Origin of the sequence: Microbulbifer sp. ARAS458-1 (assembly GCF_045348205.1) — a bacterium.
Classification (GTDB): Bacteria; Pseudomonadota; Gammaproteobacteria; order Pseudomonadales; family Cellvibrionaceae; genus Microbulbifer.
The window spans coordinates 3,734,294-3,751,098 of sequence record NZ_CP155838.1 but is presented as its reverse complement, the minus strand read 5'-3'; the positions used below and the strand labels follow the sequence as shown (position 1 = coordinate 3,751,098).

Below are 16,805 nucleotides of genomic sequence, written 5' to 3'. Positions count from 1 at the left end.
CATGAATAGTGTAATTTCTATGGCGTATCTGTTCTCCGCGGTGATGTTCATCCTGAGCCTCGGCGGACTGTCCACTCACGAGACTGCAAGACGCGGTAACTACTACGGCATGGTGGGTATGGCGGTTGCCATTATCGCCACCGTCGCCGGTATCACCTCCGGCGCTTACCTGCCTGTTGGCATCGCCATGGGCGTGGGCGCAGTGATCGGTATTCACCTGGCGCGCAAGGTCGAGATGACCGCAATGCCACAGCTGGTAGCCCTGCTGCACAGCTTTGTGGGCCTGGCCGCGGTACTGATCGGCTGGGGCGGTTACCTGGACCCGCGCATCAATCTCGAAGGTGCGGCGCACATCGTGCACAACTCCGAGATCTATATCGGTGTGTTTATCGGTGCCATCACCCTGACCGGCTCCATCGTTGCCTTCGGCAAGCTGCAGGGCCTGATCTCCGGTAAGCCGCTGATGTTGCCGGCGCGCCACTGGCTGAACCTGATTGCCCTGGCCATCTGTGTGGTACTGGGTGCCCAGTTCATCCCGGCTGACGTTAGCAATGCCACCATCATCAATCTGCTGGTGATGACCGGTATCGCCCTGCTGCTGGGTATCCACCTGATCGCCGCCATCGGCGGTGCGGATATGCCGGTGGTGATCTCCATGCTGAACAGCTACTCCGGCTGGGCCGCCGCGGCCACCGGTTTCATGCTGAGTAACGACTTGCTGATCGTAATCGGCGCTCTGGTGGGCTCCTCCGGTGCCATCCTCAGCTACATCATGTGTCGCGGTATGAACCGTTCCTTTATCAGCGTAATCCTGGGTGGTTTCGGTTCCGACGGCACCGTGGCCAGCGCCGATGGCGAGGAAGAGGGTGAAGCGGTAGCGACTACCCACGACGAGCTGGCGGACGACCTGAAAGCGGCCAAGAACATCGTGATCGTACCGGGCTTCGGTATGGCGGTCGCCCACGCTCAGCAGGCGGTGAGTGACCTCACCGACAAGCTGCGCAAGGCCGGCAAAACCGTACGCTTCGGCATCCACCCGGTAGCGGGCCGCCTGCCCGGACACATGAATGTTCTGCTGGCGGAAGCCAACGTGCCCTACGACATCGTGCTGGAGATGGAAGAGATCAACGACGACTTCCCGGAAACCGACCTGGTGCTGGTGATCGGTGCCAACGATACCGTTAACCCGGATGCCGTTGAAAAGCCCGGTTCCCCCATCGCGGGCATGCCGGTACTGGAAGTGTGGAAGGCCGGCAAAGTGGTGGTGCTGAAGCGCTCCATGGCCTCCGGCTATGCCGGTGTCTCCAACCCGCTGTTCTTCAAGGACAACTCGCGCATGCTGTTCGGCGATGCGAAAGAGAGTCTGCAGTCAGTACTGGGTAAGCTGAATCCGGCCTGATCCATCATTCAGTACTGTCTCTGATCAAAAAACGGCCCCCGCGAGGAGGGCCGTTTTTTTTCGTCCCGACTTTGTGGTGGATCACCGCCGCAGGGGAGGGCGTGGCGCGGGGTTCTCTCGGTGGTCAGACCGGTGGTAATCTACGGGTCAATCAAGTGATCATCAGAATAAGAGCCAGCATGACAGCCGTTCTCCGCAACCTTCCCGGTCGCGCACTGCGCGTTTTTTCCGCCTCTCTCCTGGCACTCTCGGTGACTGCCTGTGGCGGAGGGGGTGGTGGTTCCGATCGCGGCGACTCCGCCGGCACCAATACCGGTGGTGGAGTGCCCATTGCTCCGGCTCCCGTGCAACTGACCTTGGCCGGTGACAGCAGCGCCAGCCAGGGTGACAGTGTCGGTGTGGTGGCGAGCCTGAGCGAGCAGGGTTACAACCGCTTTGAGTGGGAGCAGCTGTCCGGCCCCGATGTCATGCCGCTGGCGGGTAACGGGACCGCTGGTATCAGTTTTGATGCCGTGTTCAGCGGTGAGTACAGTTTTCGCCTGACGGCATCCAACCCCGAAGGCGACAGCCTGCAGGACACCTTCAATATTTCTGTGGCGCCCAGTAGTGCCAGCACCCGGGTGCAGTTCCGCGCGGATCGCGCGGTGAGTGAGGGCGCAGAGTTCTCGCTGCGTCTGAATGCCAGTCATGTCAGCGGTAGTGTCGAGTCCTGGCACTTCGAGCAGCTCGCTGGCCCACAAGCGGATCTGGTAGAAGACGACTCCGGTCAGCCGGTAGTGTTTGTGACGGCGCCGCGGGTGAGCGGCGATCAGGTGATCACCCTGCGCGCCACCCTGGAGACCACCGCGGGCAGTTTCTCTGATACCGCCTATGTGGTGGTGCAGGACCGCCCGGAAGCGAACAGTGACTACTTCTGCGATGGCGACGGTGAATACTGTGCCAAATCAGTGCCGCTCAATCCGGTGTACAGCTACCGCGCCGATAGTCCCTACCGCGACGTGCTGAAAGACTGTGTCTATTCCAACCAGTTGAACGACAGTAATCTGTGTACCCTGCGCACACTGCCGCCGATCGGCCTGATCAGCAGCGCGCCCACGGTGGACCAGATCATGGATCATGTGCTGGTGTCCCACGACTGGATGGGAGAGCGTTTCGAACGCTTCCTGACCCAGCTGGACAATCACGGGGATTTCGCTCGGCTGCTGCGTTCGGTGACCGCGGTTGTGATTTCCAGCGATGTGCGGCCGTCGTTTTACTGGTCGCTTACCGGGGCCATCTATCTGGACCCGGACAGTCTGTGGCTGTCGCCGGAGGAGCGCGACGTGATCAATGAGCAGCCGGACTACCGCAGTGGTTTCAGCTCCGCGTTGAACTTCGTCACTCCCTGGCGCTACGTGAAAAATAACAATTACGTATTCACCTACTACGAGGTGAAGGATCGCCACTCCCGGGATTTCTACGAGCTGGAAGCGGATCTGGGGTCGCTGCTGTACCACGAGCTGGCCCATGCGGCGGATGCCATGTCGCCGGCGAAGCTCAACAGCGGTCTGGATCGCGACGATATTTTCTTCAATCAGGCGCAGTCCGCCAGTTTCGTCAACAAGTCGGTAACGGCGGTTAACCCGATGTACTCCCCCGAGCTCTATGCACTGGCGGAGGTGCGCTATCGCGGCGCCGAGGCCAGTGACACACAGCGCGAGTACACGCCAGCGGACATTGCCGGTTTCTTTTTCCCGGACTCGGCCAATGATTTCTACAGCTACAGCTCCCCCTGGGAGGACACTGCCATGCTGTTTGAGGAAACCATGATGAGCCTGCGCTATGGCATCGAACGGGATATAGCGGTGACCAATCGCCCGGTATCACCAATGACTGCGGATGACTATGTGGTATCTCGTGGGCAGCGCGGCAGAATTGCTTCCGAGCGCATTCGCCCTCGTGCCAGTACTGCGGTGCAAGGGCTGCTGCCAGAGGCCTGGGCAGAGGCAGACGCGCACCTGAAGAGTATATTGCCCATGGCCATGTGCGCCGGAGAAGGGTGGGGGCAGAACCTGACTCCCGCCTGCGAAGGGAGCTCCGGCCTGTTGCGCTTTGCCGCACCGATGCCCAGCCAGCGTATTCCTATGCCGGTAGAGCACCCGCGGAGCTTTATCCCGCCCACCCGCTTTTAAATAAAAAGCCCGGACCATGATCCGGGCGATTTTCGATGGAAAACCTCGAAGGCGATTTCCGAAAAGCCCAAGAGTGAATCTATTATGAGAAAACTGAAACACCTGATTGTTACAGGTGCCGCGCTGCTCGCCAGCCAGGAGGCGATGGCAACGGACAAAACCACCATCTACATGGCCGGCGATTCCACCATGGCCATCAAGGAGATCAAGGACTACCCGGAAACCGGCTGGGGTGTCCCCTTTGCGGTATTTTTTGACGAAGGCATCACCGTGGACAACCGGGCCATGAACGGCCGCAGTACCCGCACCTTTATCGAGGAAGGGCGCTGGGCCAACATTATGGAAACTCTGCAGGCGGATGATTATGTGGTAATCCAGTTCGGCCACAATGATGAGTCCGAACACAAAAAAGACCGCTACACCACGCCGCAGCAGTACAAGGAAAACCTCTCCCAGTTTATCAATGACGTACGCAAGGCCGGTGCGGAACCGATTCTGATGTCACCCATTACCCGCCGCTATTTCGACGGGGAAAATACCATCAAACATACCCACCCCTATGCGCCACTGGTGCGTGAAGTGGCACAGCGTGAAAAGGTGGAGTTTATCGATATGGAAGTGGTGACCCGGGAATATTTCCAGGCCATGGGCGACCGCGACAGCGCGTTGCGCTTTATGCATATCGCCCCGGGGCTGCACCCCAATTATCCGGTGGGCGTGCGCGACGACACCCACCTGAATCAGTTGGGGGCGCGTGAAGTGGCGCAATTGGTACTGGCGGAGCTGCGCAAGCGGGAGCATCCGCTCAGCAAGCGTCTGCGAAAACCGGATCCCAAGCACCTGGCTCTAAAATTCTGAAAAATGAAGTGGGTTACCCGGAAGTTCGGGTAGCCCCAGGTGGGCACCCCAGCAGGCATTCGACGCTGGGGTGTGGCTGATAGGTGGTTAGGGGCGCAAGAGATTGGACAGACGCGCGTTGGGCTTACCCGCCTTGCGGAAGATCAGCGCGATCTTGCCGATTTCCTGCACCAGTTCGGATTTGCTCTGGGCGCACAGCTCGGTAATCAGCTCGCGGCGGACATCGCGGTCATTCACCGCCAGTTTCACCTTGATCAGCTCGTGGTCTTCCAGGGCGCGATTCAGCTCTTCGAGCACCCCTTCGGTCAGCCCTTTGTCGGCTACAGTGACAATTGGTTTGAGGCTATGTCCACGAGCGCGCAAGGCTTTTTTGCGGTCAGCGTTTAAAGGCATACAATACTCCATCCTTAAATCGGGTAACCCGCGCGCGGACAACCCCAGAAATTAGCGATGTATTGTAACTGATGGGCCGATCAAAGAGCAGCCACCGCTGGCTGCGTGAACATTTTAACGACCACTACGTCAAACAATCCCAGAAAGACGGCTACCGCTCCCGTGCCTCCTACAAGCTGCAGGAGCTGCAGGAAAAGGACCGCCTGATCAAGCCCGGGATGACGGTGGTGGATCTCGGCGCCGCCCCCGGGGGCTGGTCCCAGGTGGCTGCAGAACTGGTTGGCCATAAAGGCCGGGTTCTTGCATCGGACATCCTGCCCATGGACGCCCTGGCGGGCGTGGACTTCGTGCAGGGTGACTTTACCGAGGAGGCCGTGTTTGAAGAGCTGCTGGAAAAGCTCGGGGAAGAGCGCGCCGACCTTGTGATTTCCGATATGGCCCCCAATATGAGTGGTGTGCGCGCTGTCGATCAGCCGGCTTCCATGTATCTGGTGGAGCTGGCAGTGGATATGGCGCGGCAGACCCTCAAATCAGGCGGCGCTTTTGTGGCCAAGGTCTTTCAGGGCGAAGGATTTGATGAACTGATCCGCGATCTACGCAGTCAGTATCAGTCTGTGGTTACCCGCAAGCCCGGTGCATCCCGTCCCCGCTCCCGCGAGGTCTATGTTGTCGCGCGAGGCTTCAAAGGATAATCCGCACAGCGACCCACTCGCAGGCGTGAAGCGCCAGGGTCCGAGATTTGATAAAGTCCCCGATGACCGGGGCGACAGATTTACGATTTTCGCCGCCTATACTGGGTGAAATGGAATAAGTTGCCGGGCGCAGGCCAGGGCACAGGCAAGAGGGCATACCCTTTGAACGATATGGCAAAGAATCTGGTGTTGTGGCTGATCATCGCTGCGGTGCTGCTGATGGTCTTCCAGAACTTCAAGCCGCAGTCCAGGGATGAATCCCTCAGCTACTCCGACTTTGTGCAGGACGTACAGTCCGGCCAGGTCAAAAATGTTTTGGTCGACGGCCTGGTCATCACCGGCGAGAAGGCCGATGGCAGCCGTTTCAAAACCATCCAGCCGCAGATTATTGACGACGAACTCACCAACGAAATGGTGCGCGGCGGCGTCAAGTTCAATGGTCGCGAGCCCGAGTCCCCCAGTATCTGGCAGCAGCTGTTGGTGGCCAGCTTCCCGATCCTGATCATCATCGCCGTGTTCATGTTCTTTATGCGCCAGATGCAGGGCGGAGCCGGCGGTCGTTCCGGCCCCATGGCCTTCGGCAAGAGCAAGGCGCGCTTACTCGGTGAAGATCAGATCAAAACCACCTTCGCCGACGTGGCCGGTGTGGATGAGGCGAAAGAAGATGTACAGGAGCTGGTGGAGTTCCTGCGCGACCCGTCCAAATTCCAGCGCCTGGGGGGCAATATTCCCCGCGGGGTACTGATGGCGGGCCCTCCCGGTACTGGTAAAACACTGCTGGCCAAGGCCATCGCCGGTGAAGCGAAGGTGCCGTTCTTCTCCATCTCCGGCTCCGACTTTGTGGAAATGTTCGTGGGTGTGGGCGCCTCTCGCGTGCGCGACATGTTCGAGCAGGCCAAGAAACAGGCCCCGTGCATCATCTTTATCGACGAGATCGACGCCGTCGGCCGCCACCGCGGTGCCGGCATGGGCGGTGGCCACGACGAGCGCGAACAGACCCTCAACCAGCTGCTGGTAGAAATGGACGGTTTTGAAGGTAACGAAGGCGTCATCGTCATCGCGGCGACCAACCGCCCGGACGTGTTGGACAAGGCCCTGTTGCGCCCCGGCCGTTTTGACCGTCAGGTGTTTGTCGGCCTGCCGGATATCCGCGGCCGCGAGCAGATCCTCAAGGTACACATGCGCAAAGTGCCCCTGGACGAGAAAATCGATCCGCAGGTCATCGCCCGCGGTACCCCTGGCTTCTCCGGTGCGGACCTGGCCAACCTGGTGAACGAGGCCGCCCTGTTCGCCGCCCGTGCCAACCGCCGCATGGTGTCCATGGAGGAGTTCGAGCGCGCCCGCGACAAGATCATGATGGGTGCCGAGCGCAAGTCCATGGTGATGAACGAGAAGGAAAAGACCAATACCGCGTACCACGAAGCCGGTCACGCCATTATTGGCCGCCTGGTGCCGGAACATGATCCGGTGCATAAGGTCACCATCATCCCCCGCGGCCGTGCCCTTGGGGTGACCCAGTTCCTGCCGGAGGAAGACAAGTACAGCCTGAGCAAGCGCGCACTGGAATCCCAGCTGTGCTCCCTGTTCGGCGGCCGTATCGCGGAAGAAATGACCCTGGGTGTCGACGGTGTCACCACCGGCGCTTCCAACGATATCGAACGCGCTACCGACATCGCCCGCAATATGGTCACCAAGTGGGGCCTGTCCGAGAAGCTCGGCCCGCTCCACTATGGTGAAGACGAGACCGGTCAGCCCGGCCACGGCAACCCGATCTCCGGCAAGACCTCCAACGAGATCGACGAGGAAGTGCGCCGCATCATCGATACCTGTTACGAGCGTGCGGAAAAACTGCTGGAAGAGAACCGCGATATTCTCGAAGCGATGAAAGACGCGCTGATGGAATACGAGACTCTGGATGCCGAGCAGGTGGACGACCTGATGGCGCGCCGGAAAGTGCGCCCGCCCAAGGATTGGCACGACAACGACTATACCGGCGGCGGTACCCCGGAAGAGGTGGAGCCGAAAGACGAAACCCAAGGTGGCTCGAAAGACGGAGAAAGCCCGGTAGGTGGCCCGGTCAACGGCCACTGACCCCATCTTGAACTTGTGCGGCGCACGCCTATAGTGTGCCGCTTCCAAGCGGGCCTGCTGTTGCCAGTAGGCCCGCTTTGTTTATTCCCGCTGCCCCCAATTCCTGTTGAGCCGGGGCTAAGTGATATGAATGCTATGAAGCTCGTCTGTGGCCAGCGTACTCTGGACCTTTCCCGCCCCCAGATCATGGGGATTCTCAACACCACCCCCGATTCATTCTCCGATGGCGGAAGCTATTACGGCGACAGCGGGCTGGATCTCGACCTGGTATTACAGCGCGCAGAAGAGATGGTGCGCGACGGCGCAGCAATCCTGGATATCGGCGGTGAGTCCACCCGACCCGGTGCGGCGCCGGTTTCCGAAGCGGAAGAACTGGAGCGGGTGGTGCCGGTTGTGGAGGCCATCGCATCCCGCCTGGATGTAGTGATCTCCGTCGACACTAGCACCGCCTCGGTGATGCGGGATTCCGTATCCGCCGGTGCCGGTATGCTCAACGATGTGCGAGCGCTTTCTCGTCCCGGTGCTCTGGGTGCCGCCGCTGCCACGGGATTGCCCGTATGCCTGATGCATATGCAGGGACAGCCGGGCACCATGCAGGCTAACCCCGAGTACCGTGATGTTGTACGCGAAGTACGCGCTTACCTCGACGAGCGCTTGCGGGCCTGTGAACAGGCCGGCATTGCGCGGGAGAAAATCCTCTACGACCCGGGCTTCGGTTTCGGCAAGAATGACGAGCACAATCTCGCGCTGCTGCGGCATCTGCCGGAGCTGGCTCCGCAAGGGGTACCCATTCTGGTGGGTTTGTCCCGCAAATCCATGATCGGCCGTCTGCTCGGGCGAGAAGTGGATCAGCGTCTGGCGGGCAGTCTGGCCCTGGCCGTGCTGTCCGCCCAGCGCGGTGCCGCCATAATCCGCGTGCACGACGTCGCAGCCACGGCAGATGTGCTGAAATTACAACAACTGGTAGACCGCCCCTGCATCTGAACGGAAGGGAGCGATTCTTGTGCCGGGCCCTTTCAGGTTCGCCCGGTGGTGCTATAAGAGAGCGATTAGATGACAAGAAAATACTTCGGCACAGATGGTATCCGCGGCTTGGTTGGCGAAGGCGCCATCACCCCGGATTTTATGCTGCGCCTCGGTTATGCCGCCGGCAAAGTGCTCGGTGCCAATCCAAAAGGCAAAGGCCGCAGTCGTATCCTGATCGGCAAGGACACCCGTGTATCCGGCTACATGTTTGAAGCCGCGCTGGAAGCGGGGCTGATCAACGCCGGCGTCGACGTGGGCCTGTTGGGCCCCATGCCCACCCCGGCTATCGCCTATCTCACCCGCACCTTCCACGCCCAGGCGGGAATCGTGATCAGTGCCTCCCACAATCCCTATCAAGATAACGGCATCAAGTTCTTCAGCGCAGATGGCAGCAAACTGCCGGACGACGTCGAGGCGCAGATTGAAGCCGCTCTGGACCTGCCCATGGAAACCGCCAAAGACCTGGGCAAGGCCTGGCGTATCGACGACGCAGTAGGCCGCTATATCGAGTTCTGTAAAGCCAGCACCCCTTGGGCCTACTCTCTGCAGGGCCTGAATATCGTGCTGGATTGCGCCAATGGCGCCACCTACCACATCGCGCCCAAAGTCTTCCGCGAGCTGGGTGCCGAAGTACACGCCATCGGAGTGCAGCCGGACGGCGTCAATATCAACCTGGAATGCGGTTCCACCAAGCCGGAACAGCTGCGGAAGGCCGTGGTCGAGCGCGGCGCCGACCTCGGCATCGCGTTTGATGGCGATGGCGACCGGGTGATGTTTGTGGATAAAGACGGCAATCTGGTGGATGGGGATCAGCTGCTGTTCCTGATCGCCATCCACCGCCAGCAATTCCTCGGCGGCTGTACCGGCGTGGTGGGTACCCAGATGAGCAACTTCGGCTTCGAGCTGGCCCTCAAAGAACGCAAAATTCCCTTCGCCCGCGCCAAGGTCGGCGACCGCTACGTGCTGGAGCTGATGCACAAAAACGATTGGACCCTGGGTGGCGAATCCTCCGGGCATATCGTCTGTACCGACGTCACCACCACCGGCGATGGCATCATCTCTGCATTGCAGGTATTGCGCGCAGTCAGCGATTTCGGGGAATCTCTCGATCAGCTCACCCGCAGAATGGAAATGCTGCCGCAACATATGATCAATGTACGCCTCGCCAGCCGCGATGGCGTACTGGAGCACGGCGATGTGCAGGCCGCGGTGACCCAGGCGGAATCCACTCTGGCCGACACCGGCCGGGTGCTGTTGCGTCCTTCCGGAACCGAGCCGCTGATTCGGGTCATGGTTGAGGGTAAGGACCCGTCGCTCGTTCAACAGCTGGCGGGTGAGATCGCCCAGGTGGTCGAACGGGTCGGTAACGCCTGATTGCACCAACGCCGGCACCGCCAACCGGAAGCCATTGAAAAGCAATGGAAAAACCAATAAATATCCGGAATCGCTGGTTGTATGTTACCGGCAATACCGCTAAGATTTGCGCCCCTTGGAGGAGCACCCATGCGTAAAACCCTGGTCGCTGCCAACTGGAAAATGCACGGCACCAAAGCATTTGCCGAGCAACTGTTGGCGGAGTTGAATAGCGGACTTGAGTCCGGCAACTGCTCCTCTCAGGTAGTGATCTGTCCGCCGTTCCCATACCTGGGTGTGGTTGCAGGCAAGATCGGACAGGCACAGCTGGGGGCGCAAAACCTCAGCGAGCAGCCTTCCGGCGCATTCACCGGGGAAGTCTCCGCGGAGATGCTGAAGGACTGCGGCGCGCACTACGTCATCGTAGGGCACTCCGAGCGCAGAAGCCTGTACGGCGAGAGCAGCCAGCTGGTTGCGGCCAAGTTTGCCGCCGCCAAGTCTGTGGGCCTGATTCCAATGCTGTGTGTGGGCGAGTCCCTCGAGCAGCGCGAATCCGGCAAGACCCTGGAAGTGGTCGCCGAACAGATTCAGGCGGTTGTTGCTCTGGGTCTGGAAGATTGCTGGGAAAGCGCGGTTATCGCCTACGAGCCCGTATGGGCCATCGGCACCGGCAAGACCGCCACCCCGGAACAGGCGCAGGAAGTGCACCAGTTTATCCGCCAGCAGCTGGGCGAAGACGGTGACAAGGTTCAGATCCTCTACGGCGGCAGCGTAAAAGCCGGCAACGCCGCAGAACTGTTTACCAAGCCCGATATCGACGGTGCACTGGTAGGCGGGGCCTCACTGAAGGCCGAAGAGTTTATTCAGATTTGTTGTGCCGCTGATTGAGCGCAGCAAGAAATTTTTGAGCAAGGGCCAATGCCCGACAGCAGGTTTTCTGGACAATGGAAAAACTGGTTTTAATCGTACACATCCTTACCGCTCTGGCCATCATTGGCCTGATCCTGATTCAGCAGGGTAAGGGTGCAGAAGCCGGCGCCTCTTTCGGTGCGGGTGCTTCTCAGACCGTATTCGGCAGCCAGGGTAGCGGAAATTTCTTTTCCCGCTTGACTGCAATTATGGCGACGGTATTCTTCGTCACCAGCTTCGGCCTGGCCTACCTCGCCAGCAACAACGAAGCACCGGAAGTTGACGGTATCCCACAGGTACCCGCAGCGATTGAATCCCGCGAACAGCAGGACGAAATCCCCGCAGTGATCGAGAGCGACATCCCTGAAGTTCAGGACGAAGCCCCGGCCACTGACGACCTGCCCTCCGCAGAAGAAGCCCCCCAGGCCGAACTGCCGGAAGCAGGAACTGAGGAACAGCCTCAGTAAGCCGAAAGGCGAAATCAAAAACTGCAAAGTTTTTGCCCAGGTGGTGGAATTGGTAGACACGCTATCTTGAGGGGGTAGTGAGCTATGCTCGTGCGGGTTCAAGTCCCGCCCTGGGCACCATACAAAGATCCGGTAACGTCCGGAATCGTCCTGAAAGCCCCGCCCTGCGGGGCTTTCGCGTTTCTGGGGGTGTCCGGCATCGTCCGCCAAAATCTGGGGGTATCTGGTGTAATCCAGACCACTTTGGGGGTACAAATGGGGGTACCAATCGCCTATTCTTGGCGATACCCCCAAACTGCCTCGGAGCCCCCGTTGCCTCTCACCTTCCGACAAGTCCTTACCGCAGAGCCCAAAAGTCGCGACTACCGGCTATCCGATGGTCAGAATCTCTATCTGCAAGTTTCCAAATCGGGCAGAAAATATTGGCGCATGAAATATCGGTACGAGGGGCGCGAGAAAATGCTCGCGCTGGGGGTGTTCCCTGAGGTGTCCCTCAAAGCCGCTCGCCTTGCGAGAGATGATGCCAAATCACTTCTTCGCCAGAATATTGACCCGATGTTGCAAAAGACGGGCAAGGCTATTGAACCTGGTGCTCCTACGGGACCGAGCTTCCAGGAGGTTGGTCAGGACTGGTTTGACGTGCGAATGGCGGATAAATCGCCCAGTCATCGCAGTCGCACCTGGCGGGCATTGGAGCGAGACCTTTTCCCCTACCTTGGTCATCGGGCAATCAATACGATTGAGCCGATAGATGTACTCCAGGCTTTGCGCCGGATAGAAGAGCGCGGACACTATGAGCTAGCTCAGCGTACTCGCCGTGTAGCCAGCCAGATCTTCCAGTTTGCCGTTATAACTGGCCTCGTCAAAAGCGACCCGACTAGCGCACTATCCAATGCTCTTAAAAAGCCAAAAGTTCAGCATTTTGCTGCGATCACAGACCCAGAAGAGGTGGCTGATCTGCTTCGCAAAATCGATTCATATCAGGGATCGCTCGTTGTCGAAGCCGCCTTAAAGTTGACTCCGCTCTTTTTCTGCCGTCCAGGGGAGCTCCGGCACTTGGAGTGGGCTGATGTTAACTGGCAGGCCGACCGTATTGAGATTCCGGGTGAGCGAATGAAAATGGGAACGCCGCACATCATTCCACTCACTAGTCAGTCTAAAAGGATTTTGACTGACCTTGAAAAATTTACCGGCTCGGGCCGATACATATTTCCTTCAATGCGGAGCGCATCTCGCCCAATGTCAGAAAATGCGGTTCGTACCGCCCTCAGGGCTATGGAGTACGAAAATGATGCAATAACACCGCATGGATTCCGGGCGATGGCCCGTACTCTATTGGACGAAGAGCTGGGGTTTCCGGTAGCGTGGATCGAACATCAGCTGGCCCATAGCGTTCAAGATGCGCTGGGTAGGGCATACAATCGAACAGCCCATATTGAGCAGCGGCGCCACATGCTGCAGGTATGGGCTGACTATCTGGATGCTCTGAAACTGGGGGAGGGGGAGCCGGCAATACTGCGAAAAAGCTTTCATTACCGGCCTGCGGAATACTAACTTTCTGCTGTTGGAAGCTGATAGCTGCGGTTCCCCAATCTAATGACTGCGGCTATTGGGTAGGGCTGGCGCTAACAAACAAATTCAGGTTTCCCTGCTCCAGTACGGCTGGAGCATTCAGGAATCGACCGTTGTTATCGACTGTTACCGCGCTAGGTGGAATATAAATAAACATCCAGTCTGGCAGAGACTTGCTGAACTGAATTAAGAAATTTAGCTCATTAAATCTGTAGGCGGGCTTATCGGTCAACTCAACATCGGTTCCTTGGACCATTTGGTAAATTGGCATTAAGCGTGATGTTTCCGCAGCGGAATCCGGGAGCAGTGCCCACGATTCGTAACCGCCCAATATTGATGGCGCTTTGGTTGATGTTGTGTCACCTCGCATTTCAGCCCTGAATCCACAAATCAGATTTCCGTGACTAAATGTAGATTTCGCAGTAGAGCAACCATTGCCATCTCCCAGGATAAAGAAGGATTTTGGTTTCTTTAGAAAGCTGTTTTCGAATTTTGAACGACGAAGTCTCTCAGGAACATCCAATCCGGCATTAGTAGCTCCATTGATCATTGATTCCTCAATGATATCAAAATACAGTTTATAAGCCTCGTCTTGAGAGCTTGCCATTTTCCGAGGCATCCATCCAAACACAACGATGCGCTCATCTGGCGATTTCGGTTTCATGATGATCTCAAAGGTATTCAACATACCCATAGGGCTCAATATACCGCCGTATGCCGGTGTCGTAACCAGCCACTCGGTACCTTTGGACATTCCCGAAATCCTGGCACTACTTGGATCCCCTTCAGTATCTTTAAGTCGTCCGCCCATACCTGCAGATTGCACTAAATTCTTTGCTCGACTCCAGTTTGGATTTTCTACACTTGATGGCGACGAAGCGCAGGCACTTATGAGCGAGGTGATTATGAGAGCTAAAACTGGTGCGAACTTATTTTGCATAGTTGCTTTTCCTTGCAAGTAATTTTTCCCTGAGGGAAGGTCGGCGAAATCTTATGACTGAATTTGATGTCTCGTTCTCGTCGCGATAACAGTTGGGCTCCAAGAATTTACCAGAGAACACGTTGTTTCTGTCAAGCGCTCATGCTGAATGCGTTAGTTGCGCATTTTGATATGCGCACTACTCCTTCCGGTATAAATACTCCAGTAAACGAGATGGTCGTGTAAATCTACTTTATATGGATTGAGCCGAGGAATAGGTATGGATTTCACCGTAGGAGAAAGAATACGCATGGCGGCCGCCATGTATGGTCTAGACGTAACCCGGATCGCTGACGAATGCATGGCCTCTGTAACTAGCGTCTATAAATGGTACGCAAGTTCTGAGTTACCTTCGGACTATGCGCTTTCAAGATTCTGCCAAATGGCGCATTGCTCTGAAGATTACATCTTGGGCAGGCAGTGCTCAGCCGATTTTTACCAGCTGCAAGTGGTAACCGAGTCGGAGCTGTTGTTATACACCCGAAGAACCTACATTCCTGGTATTGATGGTGAATACTGCATGGACTTTCCTGTGGTCAAGGGGGCTTTCCTAACTGACCCATTGGCTAAGCAAGTGGGAAATGTTTCAGGTGCTAAATTCTTTATACTTAAAATTGAATCCGTGACAAATCGAGCAGTTGTCAATTGCAGCGAGTTGATCATAGTGCAGCGCGGATTCTGTGAATTTTGGAAAACCTTTTTGGGAATTGTTGCTATGAATGGATCAATTTCAGTGGGTGTCGTCAGACGCACTTATACAAAAAATTATGACATCCTCATGAACGGTCACTGGCAGTCGATCGAAGCGTCCGAGTACTGCATTCTGGGGAGGGTAGTTCAACTTCAGGGTGTATTAGTAGCCCATGTACTTGAACGCATGGCTCTACATTCAGGAGTTACTTTGGAAGATGCGAACTCGATCGGCGCGGATTGCGACAAATTTTCCCATTGATAGGTCTACTAGATTGGGCTGAGTCTCACATGAATGGTGGATAGCATGGCAACAACTACTGGCATGAGAATGCAAATTCGGGCAGCCCAGTATGGGCTATCGGTTACTGACATCGCCCACTTTTGTGGAGTGCCTGCAGGTTTGGTTGAAAAGTGGTTCCGAGATCAGCTGCCCCCAAAAGGATTTGCGTTACACCGTTTTTGCCTGGCCACAGAGTGCTCGGAAGAGTCCATAATTAACGATTCGGCAAGCAACCAGCGTGTGGACATATTGAGTGTACCGGAATCTGTAATTCTTGATTATTTGTTGTCCGATAGCTCGGAAGAGTTTCTCGCTATTCGCAACGCCAACAATTTACTTTATCGCAGCGTGCGCCTTGCCAATATCCTCATCCAAGAGGCAACGATAGAGTCTCGCGATCTATTTATATTTGAGGCGACTAGTAGTTTGAGTAGTGATGTCGTGGATAAAGGTGAATGTGTCGTAATTCGTAGAGGATATTGCCGTGCGTATGGGAGCTTTATGGGAGCGGCGATAATTGATCAGAGATTTCTACTTGGTGCCATTACAAGCAATGGGCGCGGAGGTTTTGAGCTTTGGTGGCAGGATCGAAATATAGTGATTGAGCGGCCAAACATTCAGCTAATTGGTGAGCTGGTTGAGTTCAATTTTACCTAAACGCACAAGTCGATAGCCCGAATTGAAGTGGCTATCAATGGGAAGTGTTAATGGCCACCTATAGCTGGCCTACCTCCGGCCAGTAATTTTGACCCACGCCAGGAAGCTTCTGCCACCAAATCCTGCCCCCCTGAAAGAGACAGCCAGCTGGCACCGACAGCCCTGAATGTTTACGCCCAACTTGCCGTCCCAGCGGGCATGTACTACTGGACTTTGCTCAGCCTCTGGCCGAGCACGAGGTCACGGAGCGCACCCGCATCAAGCGCCACCTGAAACAAACCCAGTTCCTAGCCGAGAAACCGCTGGAAGGTTCCGACTACCGTCACCAGGCCACCATCATCACCAAACGCCAGGTAAATGCACTGCTGGACTTAGGCTTCATCAACCAACATCTTCATGCTGGGAGGAGAGAGCTATCGACTGAAGCAGAAAACCACCGGCTAGGCCGCACCGGGTGTGTCAATTTTATTGGCCGAAGGCGGGTCAAAATAGGTGGCCATTGACGCCTAGCATGGTAGCCATTGGTTTTCAACGTTTTTTGGTTGATTTTTGGTCAGTTTGCCCGGAGGCGTACAAGGGTATTCCAAATTCGTATCGGTTTTTTTCATTTTTTAATCATTGCCATAATTTCTTCGTATAGCTGCCCGATTTAATTGAGATCCGAGATGGGAGAGTATTTATATCGTCCGTCGTCGACGGAAAATATTTTTTTACTCTCTCTACAGGAGACCTAGCTATGGTTATTCCAGACCGCAAAACGCTATCGACTATTGTTGATGCCATTCAAGGCGAGATACAAAAGAAATTCCCAAATGTTGATATAGGTTCAACTCGCGCAGCATTTGCAACAGCGCATCGCTTTAAAGGCTACACGGAATTTGAGGAGTATCTTCCGTACTTTCCAAGAGCAAATGTAAATACTCGCTTTTGGGGATCATTAAGTGAGTTGATCGAAGGTCTGGATACAAACACTCCATGTCCTATTGATATAGAAAGAATACAAGAGTCGTGTATGACATTTCCAGTTTTTTCGGGTCATCGCTCTGCAATTTTTATGGATATTGATTGGGATCTTGGTGAGATCTCTCCTCCTTACACCGCTAACCTCAAAGAGCGTTCAGAAGTTTTGGAATTCTCGGTTTCTGGTAACAAAGGATATCGCACATATCAATTACCGACTTCGTGTATGCGGTATCTGTCAACGTAGTTGTCGCGTTTAAGGTATCAGCTCTTTAACAATTTACCGCCTTGTCCGGGTTCAGCAT

15 protein-coding genes and 1 tRNA gene are annotated in these 16,805 nt (G+C 56.2%); 14 read left to right on the top strand and 2 right to left on the bottom strand.

What is annotated here, in order from left to right; genetic code table 11:
- The first annotated feature begins 1 nt into the window (after window position 1).
- The 3 genes from pntB (at window position 2) to AAFH99_RS15640 (ending at window position 4,428) form a co-directional block, all read left to right on the top strand.
- Window positions 2-1,399, top strand: a complete 1,398-nt coding sequence (pntB, locus tag AAFH99_RS15650; protein ID WP_043319039.1) for a Re/Si-specific NAD(P)(+) transhydrogenase subunit beta — start codon at window positions 2-4, stop codon at window positions 1,397-1,399.
- Between the two features lie 179 nt (window positions 1,400-1,578).
- Entirely contained in the window at window positions 1,579-3,570 is a 1,992-nt protein-coding gene (locus tag AAFH99_RS15645; protein ID WP_406828203.1) for a hypothetical protein, read from the top strand.
- An 84-nt stretch (window positions 3,571-3,654) separates the two neighbouring features.
- On the top strand, window positions 3,655-4,428 hold the full coding sequence (locus tag AAFH99_RS15640; RefSeq protein ID WP_406828202.1) for a rhamnogalacturonan acetylesterase: 774 nt from the start codon (window positions 3,655-3,657) through the stop codon (window positions 4,426-4,428).
- 87 nt (window positions 4,429-4,515) lie between these two features.
- Here AAFH99_RS15640 and AAFH99_RS15635 read toward each other — a convergent pair whose 3' ends face one another.
- A complete protein-coding gene (locus tag AAFH99_RS15635) occupies window positions 4,516-4,821 on the bottom strand; it encodes a YhbY family RNA-binding protein (RefSeq protein ID WP_043319037.1) in 306 nt (101 codons plus the stop codon).
- A gap of 71 nt (window positions 4,822-4,892) precedes the next feature.
- On the opposite strand from AAFH99_RS15635, the gene rlmE reads away from it, so the two are divergent.
- From rlmE to AAFH99_RS15595, 8 genes are all read left to right on the top strand, one after another.
- Window positions 4,893-5,513 (top strand): 23S rRNA (uridine(2552)-2'-O)-methyltransferase RlmE, encoded by a 621-nt coding sequence (rlmE, locus tag AAFH99_RS15630; RefSeq protein WP_043319035.1) that lies wholly within the window; start codon window positions 4,893-4,895, stop codon window positions 5,511-5,513.
- A gap of 171 nt (window positions 5,514-5,684) precedes the next feature.
- Window positions 5,685-7,604: an ATP-dependent zinc metalloprotease FtsH gene (gene ftsH / locus AAFH99_RS15625; protein WP_406829189.1), complete on the top strand. Its 1,920-nt coding sequence runs from the start codon at window positions 5,685-5,687 to the stop codon at window positions 7,602-7,604.
- Between the two features lie 135 nt (window positions 7,605-7,739).
- Window positions 7,740-8,588, top strand: a complete 849-nt coding sequence (gene folP, locus AAFH99_RS15620) for a dihydropteroate synthase (RefSeq protein ID WP_406829188.1) — start codon at window positions 7,740-7,742, stop codon at window positions 8,586-8,588.
- 69 nt (window positions 8,589-8,657) lie between these two features.
- Window positions 8,658-10,004, top strand: coding sequence for a phosphoglucosamine mutase (gene glmM / locus AAFH99_RS15615; protein ID WP_406828201.1), 1,347 nt, complete (start codon window positions 8,658-8,660; stop codon window positions 10,002-10,004).
- 129 nt (window positions 10,005-10,133) lie between these two features.
- Window positions 10,134-10,871: a triose-phosphate isomerase gene (gene tpiA / locus AAFH99_RS15610; RefSeq protein ID WP_406828200.1), complete on the top strand. Its 738-nt coding sequence runs from the start codon at window positions 10,134-10,136 to the stop codon at window positions 10,869-10,871.
- A gap of 56 nt (window positions 10,872-10,927) precedes the next feature.
- On the top strand, window positions 10,928-11,359 hold the full coding sequence (secG, locus tag AAFH99_RS15605) for a preprotein translocase subunit SecG (protein WP_043319027.1): 432 nt from the start codon (window positions 10,928-10,930) through the stop codon (window positions 11,357-11,359).
- Window positions 11,360-11,393: 34 nt separating this feature from the next.
- Window positions 11,394-11,479, top strand: a tRNA-Leu gene (locus tag AAFH99_RS15600).
- A gap of 192 nt (window positions 11,480-11,671) precedes the next feature.
- Window positions 11,672-12,913, top strand: coding sequence for a tyrosine-type recombinase/integrase (locus tag AAFH99_RS15595; protein WP_406828199.1), 1,242 nt, complete (start codon window positions 11,672-11,674; stop codon window positions 12,911-12,913).
- A 52-nt stretch (window positions 12,914-12,965) separates the two neighbouring features.
- Here the strand turns inward: AAFH99_RS15595 and AAFH99_RS15590 are convergent, their stop codons facing one another.
- Window positions 12,966-13,871 (bottom strand): hypothetical protein, encoded by a 906-nt coding sequence (locus AAFH99_RS15590; RefSeq protein WP_406828198.1) that lies wholly within the window; start codon window positions 13,869-13,871, stop codon window positions 12,966-12,968.
- A gap of 259 nt (window positions 13,872-14,130) precedes the next feature.
- Here AAFH99_RS15590 and AAFH99_RS15585 point away from each other — a divergent pair, with 259 nt between their 5' ends.
- From AAFH99_RS15585 to AAFH99_RS15575, 3 genes are all read left to right on the top strand, one after another.
- Entirely contained in the window at window positions 14,131-14,862 is a 732-nt protein-coding gene (locus tag AAFH99_RS15585) for a hypothetical protein (RefSeq protein WP_406828197.1), read from the top strand.
- 45 nt (window positions 14,863-14,907) lie between these two features.
- Window positions 14,908-15,540 carry a hypothetical protein gene (locus AAFH99_RS15580; RefSeq protein WP_406828196.1) on the top strand — a complete coding sequence of 211 codons (633 nt, stop codon included), beginning with the start codon at window positions 14,908-14,910 and terminating at the stop codon, window positions 15,538-15,540.
- A gap of 736 nt (window positions 15,541-16,276) precedes the next feature.
- Entirely contained in the window at window positions 16,277-16,747 is a 471-nt protein-coding gene (locus AAFH99_RS15575) for a hypothetical protein (RefSeq protein WP_406828195.1), read from the top strand.
- Window positions 16,748-16,805 lie beyond the last annotated feature (58 nt).

Coding starts and splice junctions, on each gene's coding strand:
- pntB (WP_043319039.1), top strand. CDS start 2: ATGAATAGTGTAATTTCTATGGCGTATCTGTTCTCCGCGGTGATGTTC.
- AAFH99_RS15645 (WP_406828203.1), top strand. CDS start 1,579: ATGACAGCCGTTCTCCGCAACCTTCCCGGTCGCGCACTGCGCGTTTTT.
- AAFH99_RS15640 (WP_406828202.1), top strand. CDS start 3,655: ATGAGAAAACTGAAACACCTGATTGTTACAGGTGCCGCGCTGCTCGCC.
- AAFH99_RS15635 (WP_043319037.1), bottom strand. CDS start 4,821: ATGCCTTTAAACGCTGACCGCAAAAAAGCCTTGCGCGCTCGTGGACAT.
- rlmE (WP_043319035.1), top strand. CDS start 4,893: ATGGGCCGATCAAAGAGCAGCCACCGCTGGCTGCGTGAACATTTTAAC.
- ftsH (WP_406829189.1), top strand. CDS start 5,685: ATGGCAAAGAATCTGGTGTTGTGGCTGATCATCGCTGCGGTGCTGCTG.
- folP (WP_406829188.1), top strand. CDS start 7,740: ATGAAGCTCGTCTGTGGCCAGCGTACTCTGGACCTTTCCCGCCCCCAG.
- glmM (WP_406828201.1), top strand. CDS start 8,658: ATGACAAGAAAATACTTCGGCACAGATGGTATCCGCGGCTTGGTTGGC.
- tpiA (WP_406828200.1), top strand. CDS start 10,134: ATGCGTAAAACCCTGGTCGCTGCCAACTGGAAAATGCACGGCACCAAA.
- secG (WP_043319027.1), top strand. CDS start 10,928: ATGGAAAAACTGGTTTTAATCGTACACATCCTTACCGCTCTGGCCATC.
- AAFH99_RS15590 (WP_406828198.1), bottom strand. CDS start 13,871: ATGCAAAATAAGTTCGCACCAGTTTTAGCTCTCATAATCACCTCGCTC.
- AAFH99_RS15585 (WP_406828197.1), top strand. CDS start 14,131: ATGGATTTCACCGTAGGAGAAAGAATACGCATGGCGGCCGCCATGTAT.
- AAFH99_RS15580 (WP_406828196.1), top strand. CDS start 14,908: ATGGCAACAACTACTGGCATGAGAATGCAAATTCGGGCAGCCCAGTAT.
- AAFH99_RS15575 (WP_406828195.1), top strand. CDS start 16,277: ATGGTTATTCCAGACCGCAAAACGCTATCGACTATTGTTGATGCCATT.